Consider the following 24,154-nt stretch of genomic DNA (forward strand, 5'->3'; position numbering starts at 1 on the left):
GAGTGAGAGTAAATCGGTTCATTCTGGGCGTAGTCGGGATCTGCGTCCACTGTATCGAACGATTCCACTACCCGAGCTTTGGAGCTGCTGCCGTGCGAGATTCGCGCCCTGTATTCAGCACGACTCCACGGAACTATCAATATTCGAGGGTTTCAACAGGGCCGGATTTGGAGGAATTGCCCCCAAGCCCGGCCGAGCGTCGTGAAGCGCGCAGTCAGCTGGTGTGTTCCCGCTCGGTGGCAGCCACTCGGTATCCCGCCACGTATGCGAAGACTCCCATCGCAGCAACCACGAGGCCCCACGGAACGTATCGCAGCGCGAGCGACCCGATCACGAGATTCGCCGCCGTGTGTGGTGCAAGTGCGACGACCACTGGAATCGGTGAAATCAGAAGGCCGGTGACGAATGCGAGCTGAAGCGACGTCTCCCTCTGCCGGGTGATTGCGAGCGGGGCGAAGTACAACGTTGGAACCACGAGGCTCACCAGCCCGTACATCGCGTCGTACCCGGCTGCACCTGCGGCAGCAGCAGGGAAGAGCAGCCACTGTCCGGCGAGAAGGACCGCTGTCGGCCAGAGAAGCAGACGCGTCACTGCTTCCATCGAATCCGTCGTCCCCATCACCTCCTCCTCGAGGAGACGTCTCGCCAACAGTATCTGGCCGACGGCGAGCGGCCCGCCGATAACGAGCGCTGGCCCGGCACCCGTCCCCGCGACGATGAAGATTAGATAGAACAAGAAATCTCCCAGTTGGTCGGTCACCGGACCAGACACCCCGACGAGTGTCTCGACCGTCGCTGCGGTGAGGCCGACGGCGGCCAGCGGTCCGATCACGAGCCCTATCAGCTCTCTCCGTGAGAGTTCAGTCAGCCGACTCTCGAACCGCCGCAGCATCGCGACAACGACGGCGAGGATTGTCAGGGGAGCAACGACGGCGACGAAGTCCTGCGCTTTCAGCTGGGCGACGTCGATGCCGATGCCCAGCGTCGTCACAACACTGCTGACGACACCGTCGTCCGGTGCGAACACGACGTGACTCCGAACGCCGAGGGGGTCGTACTGCTCGTCGCTGCCTTCCCACGTGACGGCGTGATCGGCGGTTGTCGCGTCGGCAGGTGCGTGCGATACGACCGTTCCTGGTGGACCCTGAATCGTCATCGAATCCGCAGCGAGGTAGAACCACCGCGCTTCACCTCCGTGCCAGTAGAAGAAATCAACCACGTACACACCACCCACACTCTCGTGGGCCATGCCAGGAACCTCGTATTCCACCATCAGGGTTTCCCCGTTCATCGACGTTGTGAGCGACTGGGGCTCTTCGACTGCGACGTATCCGCGGTCAGGCACCTGCTGGACGATACGGTCGCGAAGGGAGTGATTCTCGCGAAGCGTTTCGACACCGTCACCGGTGAGTCTGATTCGTGCTGTCCAGTGCCCGGTTCCGGATTCGTCGATTCGAATGGAGAGCGAACTCGCTGCGATGCTGACATCGACGCCGCTGTCGGCGGCGGTCTCGACGAGCGTGTCGCTACAGACGCCACAGACTGCCTGTGGCGGCGGTCGAGCACTGACAGATACGCCAGCTACGGACAGTAGGAGGAGACCCACCAGCACGGTGACCAGCGCCACGCGTACTCCAGTACTCCCATCGATTCTTTCCATCGTCACAGCCTCTTGGTACGATGTCGAGAGACGCCATGGGTATGAATCACCTTGGTTAGTCACTCAGCTGGTGGTGAATTCGTCGTAGACTGCGACAGAGAACGTTAGCACGAACGTCGACACGCGCTACACGCGACGTTCGGTGCGAGTCTGGCCACGCTTTCGGGGGTGTCCGTGAACGGAATTCCGTAGTCGGGCTCGAGAAGATCGGGGGTGATGAACCACCAAGAAATCCCCTGTCAATCTACGCCGTGGTGGAGAAGCGAGGTGAGAATTACCCACAGTAGTTCACCGAGTGATAAATGAGGAGACAGACAGCAGAGACTAGAATCGAGCACTCACCTCATCCGGGACGTAAAGAGCCTCACGGGAGATACGTTGCAAGGAAGTTGACGATGCGATCCAGTCGTTCGTTGATCTCCTTTTCATCGTCTTCCCCGCCATCGCTATCAGGGCGTGACTGTTCCATAGGTGCCATCACAGACCACAATGGCCTGTATCTTGCGTCCGACCAAAACGTACAGCGGAGTTAGTCGTCTCGGTGCGTCTCTTCGAGTTCGCGCGCTTGCTCGTCTACCTTCGAGAGTTCTCGCACGACGGTATCGTCCGACCCACCGTGGGCGACTCGTACGGAAAGATCCAACGGCGAAGGAACGAAGCGACGCTCATCTGCCTCTTCACTGGGTTCCTCGTCAGCACTCTCACCCCCTCGAAACAGGGCCTGAAAGACCTCCCAGATACTGAGGCTCATATCTCGGAGTAGGGTTCATCGAGTGTTAAGTCTTTAGCGGCGCGAGTAAATCGAGTCACTTCCAGGAGAGTCACCAGCTCTGTATACCTGCCTCAAAGACGAACACAACAGTTCTGTTAGCCAGCAGAAGGCTCGCATATGCCAGAGCCGGTATGATGAGACACTCCGTTTCATTGTACGTATAGGCAGCCACACCGAGGACAGTGAGTTGCGTAGCTGCGTACAACCCGCCAGCTATCGTCTCGATCTCGGCAACACTCGAGAGGATGATGATTGCAGTCACCAGTAGAACAGGAGCGCCCCCGAGATACCGAAGCCAGCGACGACCAACTCGCTCGTTTGCATATACTGCCACACCGAGCGCCATCGTGAATACAACGGCACCGACGAGTTTCCCAAACTCGGGGACGGTCGCTAGTCCGCCCGTATTGCTCACCATCACGAATCCCGCCAATGCAGTTGTCAGGACGATCGCTGCGTTAGCACTGACGACCTGATCAAAACTCCCCTGTATGAGTACCTGACAAATCACCACCAGCACTGGCACACCGATAATCAATCCAAGTCCGGCAACGAGTAAGACTGGCAGTACAGACGCGTCGGCAGCGATCGAGGTCTTGGTCAGTGAGTTGTACGGAACGCCAGTCACAGCGCCAATAAGTTTGGTGACCGCTACACAGACAACGGGTGCGAGAACAGCTATTCCGGCCGGTGTAACTTTTCGTCGGGATTCTCAAATTCCTTTGGTACGTTCGCATCCATACTGAGCGGTTCGCTCAGCAACTTCGACGTAAAGCAAACACATGCACCGTGCTGACTACAACCTCTGTATCTTGCACACCGATACCGTCAGAGGATGAGGACGTCAAGAGAACCTCAGCGGAGACTAGCGCTCTGTTGGGAATCCGATTCGTGAATCCGATTGCCTCTCGAACACTTCGAAGAACCGCACCCTACTGCCGTCCTACTGCTCAGTGAGTGGATTCCACTGTGTCACACGTTCGTCGATTTGTAACTGTCCGTCTCGCCAGCGGATGTACGCGAGAAGTAATAGACCACCGAGAAGGGCAAAGATGACGTGGACGAGTCCCTCTTCGCCGATCCATTTGTCGGGGCCGGCGATCTCGAGAACGACGAGTTCGGGCGTGACTTGGGAGACTCCGAGTCCGAGGAGTCCTTGTGAGAAGTTGTAGAACACGTGAAAGCCGATGGGAAGTGCGAGATCGCCGGAGAGCACGTATACGCATCCGAGCACGAGACCAGCGATCACATAGTACCCATACTGACTGACATGGGTCACCTTCCCACCGTGTAGTGTCGCGAAGACGAGCGTGCTGAGGAGGACGGCCAGAAGTACGGCTGGCTTCCGGCCCACATATCCTGCTCCGCCTTCTGCGAGGTTCTTCAACATGGTCGCTCGGAAGATGAATTCCTCCCAGATTGCCGCGACAGCGATATACGCGAACGTGACGATCACTGCCGGAACGAACGGGAGAACACCGGGTGCTTCGGCGACTCCTGTCACGGAAACCCAGCCAGCCTGAAGGGACACCACGAGAGCCCCGGCGTTGACTGCGAGGCCCGTCACGCACCCAACGGCGACCGCTTTCCACCAATCGCGGTCGAACGACAGACCGTAATCGACGACCGGACGTCGATCGAGAAGCCTCGCGGCGACGAGGAGCCCCCCAACGAGAACGACTATCAAGCCGCTCAGCTCGAGCAACTCGCGGATTGGATGCTCGAACCGGGCTCGAACCGCCGTCTGGATAACCGCAAGAGCCAGAAACGTCAGGGCGAGCGGTAACAGCGCCCGGATCGGGGCCCGAAGTCGTCGGTCGTCGTGGTTCCAAACCGGCCAGGTGAGCCAGTAACGGACGCACCACGTCGGCCTGCCTTGGGTCTCTGTGGAGGGCATACGCAACTGGAGAGCTGGCATCATAGTAGCACCCCAGTATCGGCTTCCGATCCAGAAGTCGGGAGGGCTTTTTATTTGCAACCATACTCAGGGAGACAGTATGGACGAGGACGGCGACGATGAACTCCTCGCGTTGCTCGACGACGAGTACGCGCGAGCCATCCTCGCCGAACTCACCACAGAACCGATGTCCGCCTCCGAACTCTGCACAGCCTGTGACATGTCCGATCCGACAGCGTACCGGCGCCTCGAACGGTTACAGGAGGCCGATCTCGTGGCCGAACGACAGACGATCGACCCAGATGGCCACCACTACAAACGATACGTGGCGACCGTAGACGAAGTGTCGGTCACGTTCGAAGGTGGTGCGTACGAAGTTGCCGTGACGAGATCCGCGACGAATCCGGCCGACCGATTCACGGACCTGTTCGAGGGGTTGTCCTGAATGCTGGACGTGTTATTACAACTACGTTCGCCATCGTCGGACCCGGTGATCGCACTCACCGTCGTTCTCCTGACGCTGTTGTCGATCAGTCTCTCTGTCGGAATCGCCCTCGTACTCCTTCGCGGCTATCGTCGGGGGCCAGGACACCCAGGAATGCTGTATCTCGCGCTCGGCCTGATTCTGCTCACGACCGTTCCGGAACTCCTTCGAGTCGGACTGCCGACTCTCACGAGCGTGGGTACAGTCGGCCGGTCTGTACTCGTGAGCGGGAGTGAGCTTACCGGGTTAGGAATCATCCTCTGGGCGATCTACGGAGGTGGCTCCCAGTGATACCTGTGCCTCTGGGTACAGAGGTTCTCTCGCCCGGCAGTATTGCGTGGCTCTCGCGAGGATTGACTGCTCTCATCGGTCTGTTCGTCGCACTGCTGGCGTATCGCGGCTTCAAACGAAACGACGCCCCGAAGATGCGCTTACTCGCTCTCGGGGTCGGGCTTCTGACGACAGGAGTATTCCTGGCAGTCACAGTCGCGAACGTCGCAGGAGCGGACACAGGAGGTATTCTGATAGCACGTGGACTCGTAACCATGACTGGCCTCTGTGCCGTACTACTGGCGCTTCTGTATCGGTAATTCAATTGTCGATCGATTCGAGCCGAGAACAGAGCAGACGACAGATTAACACCGCATTCTCCGAAATGGCCGGTATGGTCCTCCATCGGCGAACGGCCCTCCAGCTCGCCGGAACGACGATAGTCACAGCGCTCGCAGGTTGTTCCTCACTCACGTCGGGCACGTCCACGACTGAGAAGAACGAGTACACGCTCTCGCTCGACCGTATCGAGCAACCGCTCGTCGAGTACGTCCGCTATCAACCAGGCGATTCAGTGTACGACCAGCCTGCTCACAGTGCCTTATCCGAAATTCTCCCCGACGGCAGACACACGACGTATGGCTACAAGCCACTTCCAGAGGACGCATACGTCGCTCACGACGGCCGGTACTACCAGACGAAAATCGTCGTCACTGGCGAACAGCGGATGGAACGGCCGTTCGTCCGGGTGACTCCGATCCCTGAAGAGCAGGTACCTGCGGATGTCCCCACGGTCGACTCACTCGCCCGACCAGTGGGCCGCGTGATCAAGATTCTCCACAGCCACACTGTTTCTGACGGGGAAAGCGGGAGTTCTGACCTACTCCACGACGACGCGTACGTCCTCCGACGACCGTACGAACTGAACAGTCGGCTGACCGAAGATCTCGACGGAGAAATCGTCGCGATGGACGCCGACGGCCACTGGGCCTACCGAATCGACATCGCTACCGAGCACCTCGTCGAACCCGCCTACACGACACTCGCAATCGAAGTCGCGGACACGACAGACGCGTTCCGCGATATTGCATTCGCCGCCAGAGTCGACACCCGACTCGATCCAACCGAACTCGACATGCCGGTCCGACAGTTACTAGAGCAAAGTGTCGCCCGGGATAGGTACCGAGAAACCACCCCACTCTCCACGGAGTACACGAACCTGATCGACGCACTTGCCCTCGAACACGTCGAGACTGCCTCGAACGGTCATCACCTCTGGTACGACGACACGTTGTACCGATACGGCCTGTATATCAACGACGCAAACTAGTTATCGCGTTTTTTCGCTTCGAGAGACGGCTGATGTTTACCACCTCCCCCCGCCTCCAGTCACTCATGGTCTCCCGACGAACACTCCGAAACGCCCCCCTCGGCCGTGACGTCGCCATCGCCTACGCGATCATCGTCGCCCTGTATCTTCTGAAATTTATTCCGTTCCAACCCACACAGATTCCACCCTATCTTTTGATCGTTGCTTACGACTTGGTCGAAGTAGCGCTTCCAGTTCTCACTCCGTACTACCCAATCGTATTCCCACTGTTCCTGTACGTACTGGCTGTCGGTGGGGCAAGTCTCACTCGAATATTTCGTGCCACCGATGGTCAACAGTCAGCATGGCTGCAGACACTCGGTGGGGTCTGTCTCATCATCGGAATTCTCTCACTCGGGTTTGGCGCGTTCGTCGGCGGCCCTCTCGTCTCCCCGACAGACAATCCGACACCGCTGGCGATTACTGGTGCGACGGGAATCGTGTTTCTCGGGGTGGCATGGTGGTTGCTCGGTCGCCCGACCGTACAATACGTCTCCGACGTGGGAGACGAGCGATCCTGAACGCTAGGCATGTTCGACTGTCAGCGACTTTGTTTTCCATCGGCTCGTGGCATCGTAGTTCGAACCAGGGATGAGTCGATACCGTGTGATGAGGGCGCGCCGACCAGTCGATTCGAGATCGAGAATCGATGCGTGCTGTCTGACGGTACCGTACCTTTCGTTTCCCGCTGTCGTCGTGTCGGTGGCCACGATGGGATGGGTCCAGTCCCGCGCTTGGGATACCGGCTCCTCGGCATACTTGGCTGGGGGAGCGGAGGGGTCGTCTGAGAGCCCACTCGCACCTCCTAGAACGCCAACGGCCCCCGCGCTGGCGGCTAGTCCGAGAAGCGTGCGACGTTGCATCGGTCCGAGAAAGTCTCGCTGAGATAGAATATCTGTTGGAAACGCCCAAAGAGGTGACTGTCGTAACGAGACGGTCGATACACGGCCCCGTTCGCGGAGGAACGAGCTGTTATCTGTATCTGAATGCGGCCACCACTCTTGTTGGATAAAACTACGTTGTACGACCGGCTCTAACCCGGGTTCCAATCGCATAGACGAAACAACCCAGCGCGCTGAACGCGGTTCCGACGGTCAACAGCCACACCAGTAGTTCGTACGGAGTTCGAACGACCAGTGGCTTGCCCAATAGCAGCAGATACTGACGATACAACGCACTATCGAACGCGAATACCACGACGAACCCGGTGAGACTCAGGGTTCCAACCCCGAGAGTCCACGCCGCTTTCGTTCGAACCGGGAGCTCTCGGCGATGCGCATCACCGAAGACGACAGCCATCGTGAGAAGTACGATTGGCGGTGCCAAGAGTATCGGATGGGGGGCCATGTTCGAGAGCGTGGGCAGAAATGAAGATAAGTCCAGGGTACGGCAGCGTCTAGTCTGGATTCACTGCGCAGAGAGCGGTTGTGAGTAATCCAAAGGAATTTGCAGACATCCACAGCACCGTAGGTACGCAATATGAATAATTCCACCATCATTCAGTTAACGACTCTATGGTTCGTCATTCTGATATTCATACAAACCGGATCTGGTGGCTCAGGGGCGCTACTCAACGCAATCGGGATTCTGTCGATTCTCCTCGCCTACATCATTCCCGTTACAATCCTTGGCCTCCTCGCTATTCGACTGCTCGAAGAGTAATAGATCACACCAGATTACGTGTTCACTGCCAGCAGCAAACAAACATATTGTTTCAACTCCTTCATTCGGAAGCCAAGGATACGAGTTGTTGACTGATTGAGGGCTGTTATAGATCGAACGCAGACGGTTACCCGGCTCGTACGAGCTGTGTAAGAATTACCGATCGAGTCCGAACCACACGCCGAAAACGAGCGACACTACGCCAGCTGCCAACCCGACCAAAAGTCTGAATCCACCAAAGACCACACCGACGGCGCCGAGAGCGAGTACAGACGCACCGACACTCAAGACACAGACCAGTACGGTCCACCCTGCCAGTCGCCCCCAGCGCTGCTGGTGGGTGAGAACGCCCGCGACGACGCCGCCGGACACGACGAACGTACTCGCCGGCGACGTGAGAAATCGTATGAGGCTCCCGCGTTCAAAAAGGGCGGTTCCGATGAGCGCGACTGGAATACCGAGTGCGGCGACGACCAGCGCCCGACGGACGGTTAGGACACGATCAGCGAACGACTCCCGATACTGATACGCTAAGAGTCCGAGTCCAACAGCAACGTAACCGCGACCGACTGGCGTGAGAACATAGCCGAGGAACGCCTCGAACAGGTTCGCCGCGATTGCGCCAGTGTTCTCCGGGGCGACAGCGTAATAGGTGTCGTCCTGGCGGTAGATCCCTCGTTCGACGACATACGACATGACTCGTACCCAATCTCGAAGATGAACAATCCCGACCAGTACGAACACTTCGCGCCGATGAACGCCGACGTTTCGGACGGTATTTACCGCGTCTTCGGACGTGACGAGGAGGCTGTAACCCTCCTGCACGTCGCGGACGCCGACGAACGACGTCCCCACACTGGCGAGGTCGTGACCGTTCCGATTGACGAGTTCACCGGATTCACTCCCGCTGAGAATCCCGACGGGAATCGGCCAGTCGGAGAGATCCTCACATCGAATTTGGAGATGGGATACTGGTCGATTCGAGTCTTCATACAGCAACTCGCTTCGAACCCGCTTCCGACTTCTCGGCAGCTTCGGTCTCGCATACGTCGGTAGCGGTCGGTTGCGGTAGCACGTCTCGAGACACGTTCAACCTGACTTATTTCACGTTTCGGTAGCATCACTCACGCATATGCCCTCCACAAGCTTCGGATCCAGAGTGACGAATTGGGCAACGAGCCAACGAAACCTCACGACCTTCGTCTCGATATTCGCCGCATTTCCACTGTCGTACGCGTTCCAATCAATAGTCTCCGAGAGTGCATCAGCGGGGAGCTTCCTCCTGTTGGTCACGCTCGCGGTCGGTGTGCCGACAGCCTACGACGAGTACTGGCCCCAGTACGACCAGATGTGGAAAGCAATCAGCTGGATACTCCTCGCCTGTGTCGTCGTCACCATCGAGTTCATTGGTCTCTACATCGTCGGGACTGAGTACATCAATCTCACACCGCTCTACGCCTCATCCGGGGCGTTTCTCGTCACAGACCTCGGAAATCTTGCCTGGCTCTCCTTCCGTCAACGGACGTAGCAGTCTCTCCGGAGGTATTTGTCCGGGACTCGTCTCACTAGAAACCGATGCCAGGGCGCACCTCGTCGTCGAACATTCTCCAGTATGTCGGAGTCATTGCCGCAATCGTTGGTGTGATCGGATACGTCGTATCCGGCTGGCAATTCGGGGAAATTGACAGCACGATAGCGTTCGCTCTCGGGGTCATCTGTGTCAGTATCGCTGAGTGCTGGGAGCTCTATCGACGAGTAGCCTGAGACCACCTTGGTTAACGACCCCGCTCTGACGCTCGCTGCGCTCGCGCTTGAGGAAGAGGATTCCGTGCTACCGCATCAGTTGGAAAATCCCGTGCTGTCTCACTCGTTGCTGTCTCAATTAGATGGCAACAGTCATTCGACGATAATTGCTCCTTTCTGTCCGAGTGCTCTGTGGGGTTGACAGGCGTAGCGATACGTTCCGGACTGCTCGAATGTGTGCTGGAAGTGGACACCGGATTCGTGGGTCACCTGCCCGGAGTGGATGTCGGCGTTCAGGAACACCACGTTGTGCCCCCCGCCGCTGCCAGTCCACTTCCACTCGACCGTCGTGCCCGTCGAGATCTTCAGGACTGGCGGGTCGAAGGCCAAGTGACCCCTGTTACCTCGTGACCCGACGGTGACTCTCGCCACGTCGGAACCGGTTCGATCGACCACCGTGCCGTCGAAGTTACTACTGTCGACGACCCACATATCGACGGTCTGATTCCCCGTCGACGGAGGCTCTCTAACGATCACGGCGCCACGCATTCCCTCCTCCCGGTGCGGTTCCGAGACGAACGGGTACGTTCCCGGTTCCTCGAAGATGTAGTGATAGGCCGTACCCGGTTGGGCGTTCGGTCGGCCGCTGTCGAACGTACCATCAAGCGCGACGACATTGTGGAGGCCGCCGTGACCAGTCCAGTCCCAAGTCACGTTCGTCATGGGAGCGACTTCGATCACTGGGGGATCGAACGATAACCCGTCCTCAACGGGGTGGCCGACGTCGATCGTCGGTTGCTCGCCAGGCCCGTATCGAGGCGTCTCTTCCCGGTACCCGTTGGCATTCGTCAGCCAGTCGTCGGTCGACTCGGGTGGCGTCAGAGTAGCCTCTGTGGCAGTCGTTGCCGTTTTTTCAGGGGTGTTCGGACTTGTCGGCGATGTGGTACTGGGAGCGTTCGTGCTACGGTTGGTCGTACTACAACCGGCTATCGCCACGATGCCAGCGAGAGCGGTACTGCGGAGGACTCGTCTGCGGGTCGGGGACCGTTGCATTGCAGTTCGAAGGTCGAGATATTGTCAAACCAACGCCACTGATGCTTCCTCAGCGTTGGGAGTGTCCCCACATCTACATATGTTCGGTACGTGTAATTTCACGGTTCGAGTGGTACGGGAGAGTGCTGCCGACCCATCGCTGCGTTACCCGACTGCCGGGGGGATTCACTGACGAATCAGGCCAAGCCGAACGTTTAGATAGCGACCGAGGAGAATTTCGATTGCGAGATTGGACCACCGGGGCGACGACAAGGAGGGAGAGATAAACCGATTATCGCCGTTCTCCAGTCGGTATCAATCCCGAGGGCCACATACGGCGTCGTTCTCGAAGGCAGGGGAAAGTAGTCTGGAATCGGAACCTGAGGGATTCGGAGAATCACTGTGGATTCATAGACGAGATCGGTCTCTTCTCGGCCACAGGGAGGTCCAAACGGTTAATTGGGCGCCGAAACCACGTCAGCTATGGGCTATCACGTCGTCGACCCGTCGACGATCGAACCGTTTCCCGACCGTGAGGCCGAACCGCGATCGATCAGCCAAGCGGCTGGCCTGCCAAAACGCGACGCCAAACTCGGTCTCCGGACGTACACCGCCGCTCCGGGCGAGCAACTCCCGGCGATGTACCACTACCACGACGAGCAGGTCGAGGCGTTTTTCGTCGTCGAGGGGACGCTCCACGTCGAGACGCCGGAGGGAGAACTCACCGTTCCGGAAGAGCAGGTCTTCCTCGTCGAGTCGGGGAACCCCCACCGCGCGTTCAACCCCTCGGACGCCGACGCTCCCGTCCGGGTTCTCGCTATCGGCGCGCCGTCGGTCGAGGATCACCATCCCTACGAACCCGACGGCGACTGATACGGGTTATCGGAAGTCATACTGTCGGCTGTAAGTCAATTAAGATATTCGCCACCCCGGGGTGGCGAATATCTTGAAACAGTTACAGCCGACAGTATCAGTACCGGTGGTTCGCTGGACTGCTCGACGTTCGTGTCCGTGACTGCTACCGAATCCAACTGAGCGACGGCTCGTGTAATCGATTCACACACCCACGGTATCGTTAATGAAACTCCCAGCGCAGTTCGAGCCGTGATGAGCCGTCTGGAACTATACGACAGGAAGGACTGTCCGTATTCGCAGAAGGTGCGGGACAAACTCGAGGAACTGGGCGTCGACTACGACGAGACGGTGGTGCCGGACAAACACACTGACCGCAATGAGGTTCACGAACGCACCGGACAGCGAGGCGTTCCGGTGCTGTTCGATCCGTCGCTCGACGACGGCTGGCTCGCCGACAGCGACGCCATCGTGACCCACCTCGAACGCACCTACGGCTGATATGAGTTCCACGACTCGTTCCGAACTCGATCGTTCGGGGCTGTCGACGCTCGTTCCCGACGATCCGGAGCAACGGCAGGCGTTCGTCACCGAGGTACTGTCCGGAGAACTACAGGACGAGAGTCGCGTCTCTGAAGCTCTCCTCGACTCCGCCGTGACCCAGTATCTCACGTCGGTTCTTGCCGACGGGGCCGACCGAACGCGACGGGAGTTCGCCCAGTACTGTGTCGAACGCGACGTCCGACCCGAGACCCTCTCGAAGCTACTGGTGGCGATACAGTCTCAGTTGATCGAACGCGCGGAACGACTACCGTCGGTCGACTCGGTCGAGCTTCGGCGACTCACGAGCCGCGACATCGCTGCGATCAGTGCGGCGTGTGCCGAGGCGAGCAAAGCCGGGTCGGATCGCGAAGGGGCCGCAGTGATCGACGAGGTTCACTCGCAGGTGGCGGACGTAACCGACCGATCCGCGGAAATCGCCTCCCTCACGGAACAGCAGGCGTCGAACGTGAACGACCTGAGTGGAGAGGTCGGAGACATCAGCGCGGCCGTCGAGGAGATCGCCGCCTCCGTGGACGAAATCGACACCCAGAGCGACGACGCGGCCGCCCTCGCCGAGGAGGGCTGTACCAGAGCGAGCGAACTCAGCGAACGGATCGAGGAGATTCATACGCGAGCGACGGGCGTTCGCGAGGCCGTGGGGACGCTCGCCGATCACACCGAGGACATCGGCGAGTTCGTGGATACGATCGACGACATCGCGGATCAGACGAACCTGCTGGCGCTCAACGCCTCGATCGAAGCGGCACGCGTCGACGAGGGCGAGGGATTCGCCGTCGTCGCGGACGAAGTCAAATCACTCGCCGAGGAGAGCCAGGACGAAGCTGCACGCATCCGATCGTTGGTCGAGACGATCGACGGCGCCGTCGAGCAGGTCGTCGACGACATCGAGAGCGTCCACGAACAGACCGAAGCCGGGCGTGAGGAGGCGGCTCGAGCCGTCGAGACGTTCGAGGCGATCGACGAGGTCAACGGCCAGCTGTCGGAGAGTATGGCGGACGTGGCGACGGCGACGGATCAGCAGGCCCGAAGCACCGAGGAACTCGCCATGATGGCCGACGAGGCCAATCGGAAGACGGAGATGATACTCGACGAAGTCGAGGGGATCGACGACAGCAATCGCGAGCTACTGGACCTGCTCGAATCCTCGGCCGACGGACCGGCCGACGACTGACACTGCCGATATTGTAACTCAGTCTCGAACGAGCAACGTTCGTTGTCCGTCCGTTGCACAGCCGAGGTGTGGTTATACGGCTTCGTGGAGTGGGTACGGGTGAACACATGTCCACCGACGAATTCGACCTCCGTGAACCGGAGTTAACCGCTGCCGACTTGCTCGTCCTCGACGACGACCACTTCGTACCAGAGACGGTCGCCATCGTCACCGGCGCGGCCTCGGGTATCGGTCGTGCCACGGCGGTCGCGCTCGCGGCGAACGGCCTCACCGTCGTCGGCGCCGACATCGACGAGGACGGCCTCGACGGCACCCTCGATCTCGCCGACGACGTGGATGCCACCGGCACCGTCCACCCCATCCCGACCGACCTCACGGACGACGACGCGGTCGAGGCGATGGTCGACGCCGCAGCCGAAGCGGGCGAACTACGGTACGTCGCCAACGTGGCCGGGATGCAACACATCGCTTCCATCCCCGACTTCCCGATGGAGAAGTACGACCTCCTGCTCGATATCATGCTCCGCGCGCCGTTTCTCACTGCGAAGCTCGCGATGCCGCACATCCGGGCGACCGACGATGGGGTCGGCGCCATCGGCAACATGTCCTCCGTCCACGGTCACTACGCGACGCAAGACAAACCCGGGTATATCACGGCGAAACACGGGCTGACCGGTCTGACACGCGCTATCGCCGCGGAGGGTGAGGGAATCTTGCGGGGCTTCTCGGTCAGCGTCGGCTACGTGTTGACGCCGCTGATGGTGAACCAGATCGAGGACACGGCCGAAGAGCGGGGTATCTCCGAGCAGGAGGTCGTCGAGGACGTGATGCTCGGCCAGGCACGGACGAAGGAGATGATGACGGCCGCCGAGGTGGCGAATCTCTTCGTCTTCGGCTTCTCCAGCCACGGCAAACACCTCAACGGCGGCGACATGCTCCACGACGGCGGATACACCACCACCTATGAGTGACGACGGGCCGACGAACGTCGCCATCGCCTGTCAGGGCGGTGGAAGTCACACGGCGTTCACCGCCGGCGTGCTGAAGGAACTGCTCCGCGAGTGGGACGACGAGTACGAACTGGTCGGAATCAGCGGCACCTCGGGCGGGGCGTTCAACGCCCTGGCGACGTGGTACGGACTCGTCACCGCCGACGCGGAGCGGTCGATCGACCTTCTCGACGCGATCTGGGGTGATCTGTCGGCGTCCGACCTCTCGGACCAGTTCATGAACGAGTTCGTCGTCGGCCTGTCGCGGCTCGCGAGCGCCGGCGTCCCGATGTTCGAGGTCAGCCCGTACGACGTTCCCGGCGCTGAAGTGGGCAAAGACGCGATCCGGGAGACGCTCGAACGCCACATCGACTTCGAGGAGATTCCAGATCTGTGTCGGCGTGACGTGCCCGAACTCGTCGTCGGCACGGTCAACATCAACGCCGGTACGTTCGAGACGTTCACCAACGAGGACGTGACGCCGGAGGCCGTCCTCGCCTCCGCCGCTGTGCCGAATCTGTTCGAGGCCGTCAAGATCAACGGCCACTATCACTGGGATGGACTCTTCTCGCAGAACCCACCTATCGACGACCTGATGGCCGTCGAAGCGTCTCGCAAACCGGACGAGTTGTGGGTGATACAGATCAACCCGCAGGTGCGCGAGGGCGAACCGTCCTCGCTCGAGGAGATCGCCGACCGCCGCAACGAACTCTCGGGAAACATCTCGTTGAACCAGGAGCTTCGGGTGATCGAGCGGGTGAACGACTGGGTCGAGCAGGGATACCTGCCCGAGAGCGAGTTCACGAAGACGACCGTCCGTCGAATCGAGATGGGCGAGACGTACCACTGTTCGACCAAAGTCGACCGGCGGCCGTCGTTCATCCGGGAGTTGATGGAACTGGGTGAACAGCGGGCGGCCGAGTTCAGGGAGCGGCGGTGATCGCCGATGGAACGGTCCGCCCCCGTCCGCGTCGTGGTCTGGATGCGAGATGCACCACCGCCGCCGGACGATCCCCGTTCGAGGGTTCTCGACCGGCTCCGTGAACTGGAAGCCGACGGCGCCGTCGACGACGTGTCGGTTCGCGTGTGGGGGCAGTACGTCGATCCGCCCGCCGACACTCCCGCGGACGAGGAGGGGCCGATTCAGGCTCGAATCGCCGAGTTCGAGTCGTGGGGCGACCGCGAAGGCCACTCCCTCGAACCGGCCTTCGGGCAGTGTGAACGGTCGACGATGGTCTCGGCGGAGCGACGCGAGGTGATTCGCCTCCCGCTCCAGTGTCTGGCGGTCTACGCCGGCGATCGACTCGTCGCGGTGTTCCCGTGTTCGACGGGGAGCGGGACGGAGACGGTGGCGGATTGTGTCAGGCGCCTCGAAGCGGGAGACGTGGTCGACGCTCCGGATATGGACTGATCGAGCCGAGTCTATGGCACGAGGATAACGCGACCCGTTGTGAGGCCGACGACGGCCAAGTAGAACACGGTCCCGAGCGCCGCGTTCGTCGCGACGACGACGTCGGGATCGCGGCGTGGAAGCGCGTGCCGGACGAGCGGGATGTCGGCGAGTTCGGGGCGGGTCAACACGTGGTTCGTGCCCACGCCGAAGACGGCAACAGCGAGAGGGCCGAACAAGAGGCTGTTTACCAGCCGGAACAGCCACCGCGTGGTCTCGGCGTCGAGCGCGAACGTCGCGACCGGACCGAGTATCGTCGCCGGCGACGGTAACGGCGGTGCGACCACAGCCCCATAATTCGCGTAGAGAAACAGCGCACTGCCGAGAACGAGTGTGAGGAGTTTCGCTTCACTCGCTCGACGACCTCGGAGCGGACGTGGGACGAGGAACACACCGACCGTGAAGACGGCGTTCACCCCGATCCACGGCCCGAGATTCTGGAGAGCGAGCGGGAGTCCCGTCGCGAGGACGCCCAGACTGAACCAGTCCAGACTCAGCGGCTGGAAACTCGGACACGATCCGTCGAGAATCTGGGCTCGGTGACCCGGATGGAGGAGGTGGAGACACGTTCGAACGAGGAGGAACGTCGGAACGAGGAGGACGTACGCGAGTAGCCGCAGCTGCAGGCCTGCGGGCGTCGCGACGGCCCCGATGGCGATGGCGGTAGAGAAGTCGATCACACCGTTGACGAACCAGAACGTGAGCAGTGACGGGGCGAACAGACACCCGTTCAGGAGCGTCGCGAGATAGCCCGTCGAGTAGGAGAATTCCTGGGTGAACAGCTCGCCGAGTGCGCCTCGGAGGGTCGTTCCGTGACGGATCGTCGACCCGAGTCGCTCGCGGATCACGGAGAAACGCATCCCTCTCGGATACGGGTGACTGCGGCATCACTCACCGATTCGTGCTGACTGGCGACGATCACGTCGTCGCGTCTCTGAACGCCGCTTCGACGACCTTGCTCAGCGTCGGGTGGGCGTGGATGGTTTCGCCGACGTCCTCGACGGTGAGGCCGTGTCGCATCGCGACGACGGCCTCGTGCAGCAGGGTCGACGCCTCGTAGCCGATGGCGTGCGCGCCGAGGATGGTCCCGTCGGTCGCCGCGAGCACTTTCACGAAGCCGTCGTCGAGTTTCTTCGCGCGACCCATCGCAGAGTCGGCGTAGTCCGCCCGGCCGACGACGTACTCTTGACCGTCGAGTTCCGCCTCGGTCTTCCCGACGCCGGCTATCTGTGGCTCGGTAAAGATGGTGTGTGGCATCGCCGAGAGGTCGAGCGCCCGTCGGTCGCCGTGGACGACGTTCGCCACCGTGTGTCGCGTCTCGTAGTCTCCGGAGTGTTTGAACAGCGCGTTCCCCGCCACGTCGCCCTGTGCCCAGACGTTGTCCGCGCTCGTCTCCAGATACTCGTTGGTCTCGACGAATCCGCGGTCGTCGACCTCGATTCCGGCGGCGTCGAGGTTCAGCGAGTCGGAGTTCGGGCGGCGGCCGAGTGCGACCAGCACCTCGCTCCCGTCGACGGTCAGTTCGTCACCGACCTCGGTTTCGGCGTGGACGGCGTAGCCGTCGCTCGACTCCTCGACGGCCGTGACGCGGTGTCCGGTGTTCACGTCGTGGCGGGCGGATGCGAGTTCCGTGAACAGTGCCGCCACGTCGCCGTCCTCCCGGTGGATCAGCGTGTCGTTCATTTCGACGATAGTCACGTCGGTGCCCATCGTCTCGAACACGTACCCTAATTCGACGGCGATGTAGCCACCGCCCATGATGACGAGACTGTCCGGGAGTTCGCGCCGGTAGAGCGCGTCCTGGCTCGTGAGGTAGTCGACCTCGTCGAGACCGTCGATGGGTGGGACGACCGGGCGACTTCCCGTCGCGACGACGACCTTGTCGGCGGTGACGGATTCGCCGCCGAGCGCCACGGTCCGTTCGTCGACGAACTCGGTGTACTCGTCGAACAGCGTCAGGTTGGGCCGCTCGCGGTACCGGGACTCCATGTCCGCGGCGATGCCGCCCAGCAGGTCGTCCATCTCGTCGACGACGGCCGCGTGGTCCACGCCGTCGAGCGTCGCGTCGACGTGGAAGCGTTCGGCATCGCAGACGTGGTTGACGGCGTTCGCGGCCTGAATCAACATCTTCGAGGGGTTGCACCCGCGGTTGAGACAGGTGCCGCCGAGCGGTCCCGGTTCGACGAGCGCCGTGTCGAGTCCTGCGTCCGCCGCCGCCGAGGCGACGTTGTTTCCGGTTCCCCCGCCGATGACGAGTACGTCGAAATCGCTCATGTGACTCCGGATACGCCGGGCGGAATCAAATAAGGGGTAGCGACTCCGCAACGGTGTTGCACGACCACCGAAGGTGGCGTGTCTCGTTCAGTCGTCGGGGAACGATTCCCAGAACACGTCCGGGAGTTCGCGGTCCGGATTCTCGGCCATGTAATCCTGTTTCGTCACGTTGGCTTCCTCGATGAGTGCGGCCGCTTCTCCGGCCCAGATGTAGAAGCCGATCAGCGTTTCGCGGCGCATCCGCTCCAGGTCGACCGAGTGATAGACGTTGACGACGCCCCCTTCTTCGCGGTTCAATTCGGATCGGCGAAGCAGACCGATGTCGACGAGTTTGTTGAGGTACCGCGTCACCGTGCTCCGGTCGTAGCCCAGCGATTCGGCGACTTCGTTGGCCGAGAGCGGACCCTCTCCGATGACACACAGACAGATGTCGAGCCCGGCTTTGGGGAGGCCGAACGCGTCGAGGAGGACCTGTCTGACGTCGGGCGGTTTGACGGTGATATCGCAGTCGGTCACGCGTTGCATCGACTCCCCGTGACAGGACATCGGTGGGTCGTCGCGGCCGAGCGCGAGGACTACGTTGTCACAGTCGGGGCATTCGAAGACGTCGTATCTGCTGGACGCCGGATCGTACTGAACTGCCTCGGCCGCTTCGTTCGTCTCGTGTTCAGACATCGGTGGCCACTCCCAGCATTCGTACCCAGAGACGACGGCGGAATCCATAAGTCTGCCCCGTGTGCTCAGCCACGATCGATCGTCTCCGCATCGACGATGATCATCTCGTCGAGATCGAGCGCGAGGAGTTCTTCGCCGGTTACGGTTATTCTGACCTGTCCGTCGGCGTCGATGTCAGCTAGCGCGCACGATTCCAGTCCGTCGAGCTGTTCGCGGACCGTTCGCTCGTCGACGGCGAGTGCGTCCGTGAGCGACTCGATCGACGTTCGCTCCCCGGCGCTGGCGTCGCTCTGTCCCTCGAGTTCCTCCAACACGTCCCTACGGGTTACTGACATTCTTCATTCTGCTCGGTCAGCGCTCGACGACGTCGCGCGACTCTTGGTTCGTGTATCGTCCTCATCTGAGGCGAACTATAATTTCGTCGTTGACGAGGATATCGTTCGGCATCATTGCTCTCGACACCGCGCAGGTTTGGTCTCTCACGTGGAGGCGCTGTCCGTGGTCGACGCCGTCCGGTTGACTCGCGTCCGAACACTGTGAACCGAGGGGGTGTGTCACGGATGGCCTCCGAACGATATCGTCGCCGTCGTTACATACGGCTTCGGCGACCGTGCAATCGGATTACAACTGCTTCGCGGAAAACGCGGCGGCCATCGCCAGCTAGCGTCCCGGCAGCCAGCCTCGCAGGTTCGCGAACGGCCGCCAGACGAGCAATCCGACGGACGTCCCGAAGACGAACGTCGAGAGGCCGTACGGCTGGTTCGTTGCGACCGTCGCGAGTATCGAACCGCCACCGAAAAGCGCCGTCACGACCGTTCCGAGAATCGGCCACGTGCAACTCACACACGACGCGAAGCCGAGTGCGCCGGAGAGGGCAGACCCGTTCACGTCGAGAAGGGTGACGAAGACGAGATAGGAGAGCGCGAGATAGCCCACGAGTTTGTACGGGAACAGCGAGAAACGGACCAGAGCACCGCCGTAGAGGAGCGCCGGGCTCCATCCCGGGGGCATCGACGTGAGGGCGAGACGGGCCGCGCCGGTTCCATGGGAGTGGCCGTGAAACGCGTGCCCTGGCCCGATCAGTCCACCGGCGACGATCAATACGACGAAATACAGTCCCGTGAGTGCGCCGACGACGAGTTGCCGTCGTCGCGGCACGTCGGGTCGCTGAACCGAACTGACGGCCCAGAGGGAGAGATTGATCCAGACGAACGGATACACCAGAATCAATGGGTTCGTTATCGTCGTCGGCGAAGCGACCCAGTACACCAACACCAGTATCACCTCGACGTTCAGTACGAGTCCAGCGTACAGCATCGACCGTCGAGAAACGTGTCGCTGTAGCCAGTCGCCGAAGACGGTCGAAATGGCCGTGTCGGTGGGGTGCCGATCGGTGTTCATCTCGGAATCTCCCCCACTCGTCAACCGTACGTCCGTTCGAGGTACGCGACGATGTCGTCACTTTCCGCCATTCCAGTCACGCCGTTCTCCGGGTCGACGAGAACTGGAACGCCCTTCTGCCCGCTGACTTCTTTCACCTCCGACCGGAAGAATCGGATGGGGAAGACGTCCCGTGTCTCGTAATCGAGCCCTAACTCGTCCAGTTTCCCCTCGACGGTCGCACAGTAGGGACAGCCCGCGAGTCGATACAGTCGTCTCGTTCCCATCGGTTGGCGTGTCCTTCACTCAGCTTCGTCATAAGTGCGAGCCGAGGATCGGGTAACCCCGTTACCGGTCGGTAAGTGTTGCCCCGACGATTCCGGCCGTACTATCTTTCTACGAGGAGAGAACTCCACCGTTCACGGTGGGAGTGAATCCGACAACACCGCCACAATCCACCGTCGATGACAGGCTGGATATTCCACGCTAATCCACACCATTAACTAGGTTTGTCTACATAGACTATGTGTGGCGATTCAGGTCACGCGCACCTACGTTGGTTCCATCCAGAACCACCGACAGGTCTGCGATGACCTTGACTCGCTCGGAGACTCCGCCTCGAAAATCTGGAACATCGCACGATGGACGGCCGACCGCGTATGGGACGAAATCGGTGAAATCCCAGACGAGAGGGTGTTGAAATCGTATATGAAGAGCCAATCGTGCTGGAAAGACTTGAACGCGCAATCCAGTCAGAAAGTCATCGAAGAACTTTCTGACGCTTTCCAGTCGTGGTTCGACCTGCGACAGAACGACCCAGAGGCGAATCCGCCCGGCTACCGCAAACACGGCGACACCCGACCCAAGAGTACGGTCACGTTCAAAACAGACGGCTTCAAACACGACCCCGAACACAATCGCGTCCGACTCAGCAAGGGGTCGAACCTCAAAGAGAGTTGGTCGGATTTCATTCTCTGTGAATACCAGACTCGTCCCGACGTTGACCTCTCAGAAGTCAACCGAGTGCAGAACGTTCGAGCAGTCTGGAACGGCGACGAGTGGGAACTGCACTTCGTCTGCAAGGTCGAACTCGAACCCAACGACTCCGCAGGCGATGAAGTGGCAGGTATCGACCTCGGTATCACGAACATCGCCACGGTCGCCTTCCCCGACGAATACGTTCTGTACCCCGGCAACTCGCTCAAAGAAGACAAGCACTACTTCTCCCGAGAAGAGTACGCTACTGAGGGTGAGAACGGCCCGTCCGAGAAGTCGAGGTGGGCACGACAGAAACTCACAGACCGCGAGACGCACTTCTACCACACGCTGACGGACGCCATCATCACCGCGTGTGTCGAACGCGGGGTTGGCACGCTCGCGGTGAGCTGGCCTGAAGATATGCGAGAGTCCGATTGGGGCAAGACCGGCAATAAGAAGTTGCATTCGTGGGCGTTCGACCGCATCTACCAGTACCTTGCGTACAAGGGCGAGATGCGTGGGGTCGAGGTACTGAAGGAGAACGAGTGGAACACTTCGGAGACGTGTTCACGGTGTGGCGACGACACGAAGTCAAATCGTGTCGAACGTGGTCTGTACGTCTGCACGGCGTGCGAGCTGGTCGGGAATGCGGATTGTAACGGGGCGGAGAACATGCGCCAGAAGATAACTCCGAGTCCTCACGGCGAGGATAGGAGTAACGGCTGTGTGGCACAGCCATCGACATACTTGTTCGACCGCGAGAGCGGGACGTTTCGCACGAGAGAACAAGCCGTGTCGTAGACCAGCAAATATCCCAACTGCGGTACGGGAAGCCTCGGCGTTTATGCCGGGGAGGATGTCACCCGCGGCCGCCAGCGAGTTTCGTCGCCTCGGGAAGGTTCCGAAGTCGCTGCATCGACAGCGTGCCGAGAATCGGGCCGAGAGCCAGCGGCGCGAACGCCCAGCGCCAGCCGACCAGATCCACAACCATCGGGATCAACTGGATCGACACGGTCGTCAGGAGGAACCCGATGGCCGTCTGGAGCGTGAGGGCCGTCCCGACGTAGGACCCTTCGGCGAGTTCGGAGACGGCCGCGGAAAACTGCGCCGAATCGGCGACGATGACGAATCCCCAAACGAGGACGAAGGGGACGAGAACGAGCAACGACGATCCGAAGACGAATCCCGCGGCGATACAGGCGACGCCGCTGATGGCCATGCTCGCGCTCGTCGTCCCCGTCCGACCGAACCGATCGGCCGCCGAGCCGGCGACGACGGCGCCGACCCCACCGATGGCGATAGTCCCGAAGGCCAAGAGCGAGGCGAGACTCGACGATTCGCCACTCCCGCCGTTCGCCGCGATGCTCGCGATCAGGTAGGCAGGGATCCACGTCCAGACGGCGTAGAGCTCCCACATGTGGCCGAAGTACCCACCGTTGGCCAGCATCGTCCCCCGGTCCCGAAGGATGCGACCGATCGCGTTCGGATCGAACGGGGCCGCCGGTGCCTGATGCGGTCCCGGCTCGACGAGGAGAACCAACAGCCCGCCGAGAACGGACAGGCCCGCGGCCCCGTACAGCACGACCCGCGGTTGGCCGACGCCGCCGACGGCACGGAGCAGGTGCGGAAGCGCCGAGCCGACGGTCAGCGCGCCGACCAGCATGCCGATTGCGAATCCGCGGCCCTCCTCGAACCAGCCGGCGAGAATCTTCATCCCGGTGGGGTACACCCCGGCCAGGGCGACGCCGGTCAAAAATCGGAGCACGATGGCTGGAATGGCCGACGTGACGAATCCAGCGATGACGGCGGTGAACGCCGCGCCGGCGACGGCCGACCCGGCGAACAGATATCGGGGCCGAATTACGTCCGCGAGCGTGAGCGCCGAGGAGAGGAGCGCGCCGGCGACGAAGCCCAACTGCACCGCGATGGTCAACCACGCCGTCTCGCCGTCGGTGAGCCCCCACTCGGCCGCCAACTCCGGCGCCGCGGCGGTCGCGCTGAACCACAGGGACATGGCGAGGAGTTCGGCCAGCGCGATCACCAACAGCACTCGGTGTTTTCGGGATACCATAGTCGGTATCGATAGGTAACTACCTGAGCTACCAAAAGCGTCAGCTAACCCGTCGGTAACCCCTGGTCGTTGATCGCAACGGCACACAGTAATCATGTTCGAGCGTCCAAGAAGCGATATGACCACTGACGCGTTCGTGACGGCGTCGGGGACGCACGTTCCGGCTGTGGCGGCGGAGACGATGCGCGACGTCGACCGGGTTGCCGTCGAGGACGTGGGACTACAGTTACTCCAGATGATGGAGAACGCGGGCCGAACGCTGGCCCATCGAGTCGCTGCGACGGGCGAGGAACCGGTGGTGGTCGTGGCCGGAAACGGCGGCAACGGCGGTGGTGGGTTGGCGTGTGCTCGACACCTCCACAACCACGACGTTCGAGTGGCTGTCGTCCTCGACCGCGACCCCGACTCGTTATCCGGTGCCGCGGCACAGCAGTATCGGATTCTCGACGCGACGGATATTCCGGTCACGAGCGGCGTCGAGGAACTGGCGGCGTTCGATCGGATCGGCGTACTCGTGGACGCGCTCATCGGTTACGGCCTCGACGGCCCGCTCCGCGATCCGGCACGCAGCCTCGTCGAGGAAACGAACCGACGCGGATCGAGAGTCGTCTCCCTCGACGTGCCCTCCGGCATCGACGCCACGACCGGCGAGACACTCGGGGCAGCCGTGCATCCGGAGACGACGGTCACGCTCGCCGTACCGAAGACGGGACTCCGAACCTGTCCGGGACAGCTCGTTCTCGCCGACATCGGAATTCCGCGGATCGTGTACGACCGCCTCGACATCCCGTACGACGACCCGTTCGGCCGAGAGTGGTGGATCGAACTGGCGACTGGCGACTGATTATTCGCTGATTTACA

26 protein-coding genes are annotated in these 24,154 nt (G+C 61.0%); 13 read left to right on the forward strand and 13 right to left on the reverse strand.

Annotated features, from left to right (window positions below; genetic code table 11):
- Positions 1-214 precede the first annotated feature (214 nt).
- The 4 genes from DU484_RS12205 to DU484_RS12220 form a co-directional block, all read right to left on the reverse strand.
- Positions 215-1,627: a hypothetical protein gene (locus tag DU484_RS12205; RefSeq protein WP_157969562.1), complete on the reverse strand. Its 1,413-nt coding sequence runs from the start codon at positions 1,625-1,627 to the stop codon at positions 215-217.
- A 562-nt stretch (positions 1,628-2,189) separates the two neighbouring features.
- A complete protein-coding gene (locus tag DU484_RS12210) occupies positions 2,190-2,411 on the reverse strand; it encodes a hypothetical protein (RefSeq protein WP_114606039.1) in 222 nt (73 codons plus the stop codon).
- Positions 2,412-2,481: 70 nt separating this feature from the next.
- A complete protein-coding gene (locus DU484_RS12215; RefSeq protein ID WP_114606040.1) occupies positions 2,482-3,060 on the reverse strand; it encodes a hypothetical protein in 579 nt (192 codons plus the stop codon).
- A 315-nt stretch (positions 3,061-3,375) separates the two neighbouring features.
- Positions 3,376-4,329, reverse strand: coding sequence for a CPBP family intramembrane glutamic endopeptidase (locus DU484_RS12220; RefSeq protein ID WP_187347699.1), 954 nt, complete (start codon positions 4,327-4,329; stop codon positions 3,376-3,378).
- A 100-nt stretch (positions 4,330-4,429) separates the two neighbouring features.
- On the opposite strand from DU484_RS12220, the gene DU484_RS12225 reads away from it, so the two are divergent.
- From DU484_RS12225 to DU484_RS12245, 4 genes are all read left to right on the forward strand, one after another.
- Positions 4,430-4,774 carry an ArsR/SmtB family transcription factor gene (locus tag DU484_RS12225; protein WP_114606041.1) on the forward strand — a complete coding sequence of 115 codons (345 nt, stop codon included), beginning with the start codon at positions 4,430-4,432 and terminating at the stop codon, positions 4,772-4,774.
- A gap of 335 nt (positions 4,775-5,109) precedes the next feature.
- Positions 5,110-5,403 carry a DUF7521 family protein gene (locus tag DU484_RS20825; protein ID WP_114606043.1) on the forward strand — a complete coding sequence of 98 codons (294 nt, stop codon included), beginning with the start codon at positions 5,110-5,112 and terminating at the stop codon, positions 5,401-5,403.
- A gap of 74 nt (positions 5,404-5,477) precedes the next feature.
- A complete protein-coding gene (locus DU484_RS12240; RefSeq protein WP_114606044.1) occupies positions 5,478-6,413 on the forward strand; it encodes a hypothetical protein in 936 nt (311 codons plus the stop codon).
- Positions 6,414-6,478: 65 nt separating this feature from the next.
- Positions 6,479-6,973 (forward strand): hypothetical protein, encoded by a 495-nt coding sequence (locus DU484_RS12245; RefSeq protein WP_157969563.1) that lies wholly within the window; start codon positions 6,479-6,481, stop codon positions 6,971-6,973.
- A 1,297-nt stretch (positions 6,974-8,270) separates the two neighbouring features.
- Here the strand turns inward: DU484_RS12245 and DU484_RS12260 are convergent.
- The gene (locus DU484_RS12260) at positions 8,271-8,969 is read right to left on the reverse strand and encodes a hypothetical protein (RefSeq protein ID WP_157969564.1); all 699 of its coding nucleotides are present in this window, start codon (positions 8,967-8,969) and stop codon (positions 8,271-8,273) included.
- Between the two features lie 277 nt (positions 8,970-9,246).
- Between DU484_RS12260 and DU484_RS12270 the strand changes: the two genes are divergently transcribed.
- Positions 9,247-9,642 carry a hypothetical protein gene (locus DU484_RS12270; RefSeq protein WP_114606049.1) on the forward strand — a complete coding sequence of 132 codons (396 nt, stop codon included), beginning with the start codon at positions 9,247-9,249 and terminating at the stop codon, positions 9,640-9,642.
- 368 nt (positions 9,643-10,010) lie between these two features.
- Here DU484_RS12270 and DU484_RS12280 read toward each other — a convergent pair whose 3' ends face one another.
- Positions 10,011-10,910: a halocyanin domain-containing protein gene (locus DU484_RS12280; protein ID WP_114606051.1), complete on the reverse strand. Its 900-nt coding sequence runs from the start codon at positions 10,908-10,910 to the stop codon at positions 10,011-10,013.
- A 462-nt stretch (positions 10,911-11,372) separates the two neighbouring features.
- On the opposite strand from DU484_RS12280, the gene DU484_RS12285 reads away from it, so the two are divergent.
- The 6 genes from DU484_RS12285 (at position 11,373) to DU484_RS12310 (ending at position 15,876) form a co-directional block, all read left to right on the forward strand.
- Positions 11,373-11,762, forward strand: a complete 390-nt coding sequence (locus tag DU484_RS12285; RefSeq protein ID WP_114606052.1) for a cupin domain-containing protein — start codon at positions 11,373-11,375, stop codon at positions 11,760-11,762.
- Positions 11,763-11,996: 234 nt separating this feature from the next.
- Positions 11,997-12,242, forward strand: coding sequence for a glutaredoxin family protein (locus DU484_RS12290; RefSeq protein ID WP_114606053.1), 246 nt, complete (start codon positions 11,997-11,999; stop codon positions 12,240-12,242).
- 1 nt (position 12,243) lies between these two features.
- Entirely contained in the window at positions 12,244-13,476 is a 1,233-nt protein-coding gene (locus tag DU484_RS12295; RefSeq protein WP_114606054.1) for a methyl-accepting chemotaxis protein, read from the forward strand.
- Between the two features lie 107 nt (positions 13,477-13,583).
- Entirely contained in the window at positions 13,584-14,447 is an 864-nt protein-coding gene (locus tag DU484_RS12300; protein ID WP_114606055.1) for an SDR family oxidoreductase, read from the forward strand.
- Positions 14,440-15,405 (forward strand): patatin-like phospholipase family protein, encoded by a 966-nt coding sequence (locus DU484_RS12305; protein ID WP_114606056.1) that lies wholly within the window; start codon positions 14,440-14,442, stop codon positions 15,403-15,405. Before DU484_RS12300 ends, DU484_RS12305 begins: the two co-directional genes overlap by 8 nt.
- Positions 15,406-15,411: 6 nt before the next feature.
- Positions 15,412-15,876: a L,D-transpeptidase gene (locus tag DU484_RS12310; RefSeq protein WP_114606057.1), complete on the forward strand. Its 465-nt coding sequence runs from the start codon at positions 15,412-15,414 to the stop codon at positions 15,874-15,876.
- Between the two features lie 11 nt (positions 15,877-15,887).
- Here the strand turns inward: DU484_RS12310 and DU484_RS12315 are convergent, their stop codons facing one another.
- From DU484_RS12315 to DU484_RS12340, 6 genes are all read right to left on the reverse strand, one after another.
- Positions 15,888-16,775: a hypothetical protein gene (locus DU484_RS12315; protein ID WP_114606058.1), complete on the reverse strand. Its 888-nt coding sequence runs from the start codon at positions 16,773-16,775 to the stop codon at positions 15,888-15,890.
- 58 nt (positions 16,776-16,833) lie between these two features.
- Positions 16,834-18,189 (reverse strand): dihydrolipoyl dehydrogenase, encoded by a 1,356-nt coding sequence (locus DU484_RS12320; RefSeq protein ID WP_114606059.1) that lies wholly within the window; start codon positions 18,187-18,189, stop codon positions 16,834-16,836.
- 87 nt (positions 18,190-18,276) lie between these two features.
- Positions 18,277-18,864, reverse strand: coding sequence for a helix-turn-helix domain-containing protein (locus DU484_RS12325; RefSeq protein WP_114606060.1), 588 nt, complete (start codon positions 18,862-18,864; stop codon positions 18,277-18,279).
- Positions 18,865-18,929: 65 nt separating this feature from the next.
- A complete protein-coding gene (locus DU484_RS12330) occupies positions 18,930-19,199 on the reverse strand; it encodes a hypothetical protein (protein ID WP_157969565.1) in 270 nt (89 codons plus the stop codon).
- A gap of 325 nt (positions 19,200-19,524) precedes the next feature.
- Positions 19,525-20,265 (reverse strand): DUF7546 family protein, encoded by a 741-nt coding sequence (locus DU484_RS12335; RefSeq protein ID WP_222844844.1) that lies wholly within the window; start codon positions 20,263-20,265, stop codon positions 19,525-19,527.
- Positions 20,266-20,285: 20 nt separating this feature from the next.
- Positions 20,286-20,531, reverse strand: a complete 246-nt coding sequence (locus DU484_RS12340) for a glutathione S-transferase N-terminal domain-containing protein (protein ID WP_114606062.1) — start codon at positions 20,529-20,531, stop codon at positions 20,286-20,288.
- A 241-nt stretch (positions 20,532-20,772) separates the two neighbouring features.
- Between DU484_RS12340 and DU484_RS12345 the strand changes: the two genes are divergently transcribed.
- Positions 20,773-22,023, forward strand: coding sequence for an RNA-guided endonuclease InsQ/TnpB family protein (locus DU484_RS12345; RefSeq protein ID WP_114606063.1), 1,251 nt, complete (start codon positions 20,773-20,775; stop codon positions 22,021-22,023).
- 58 nt (positions 22,024-22,081) lie between these two features.
- Here DU484_RS12345 and DU484_RS12350 read toward each other — a convergent pair whose 3' ends face one another.
- Positions 22,082-23,293 (reverse strand): MFS transporter, encoded by a 1,212-nt coding sequence (locus tag DU484_RS12350; RefSeq protein ID WP_114606064.1) that lies wholly within the window; start codon positions 23,291-23,293, stop codon positions 22,082-22,084.
- A 118-nt stretch (positions 23,294-23,411) separates the two neighbouring features.
- Between DU484_RS12350 and DU484_RS12355 the strand changes: the two genes are divergently transcribed.
- The gene (locus tag DU484_RS12355) at positions 23,412-24,137 is read left to right on the forward strand and encodes an NAD(P)H-hydrate epimerase (RefSeq protein ID WP_114606065.1); all 726 of its coding nucleotides are present in this window, start codon (positions 23,412-23,414) and stop codon (positions 24,135-24,137) included.
- Positions 24,138-24,154 lie beyond the last annotated feature (17 nt).

This window comes from Haloplanus rubicundus, from assembly GCF_003342675.1.
Classification (GTDB): Archaea; Halobacteriota; Halobacteria; order Halobacteriales; family Haloferacaceae; genus Haloplanus; species Haloplanus rubicundus.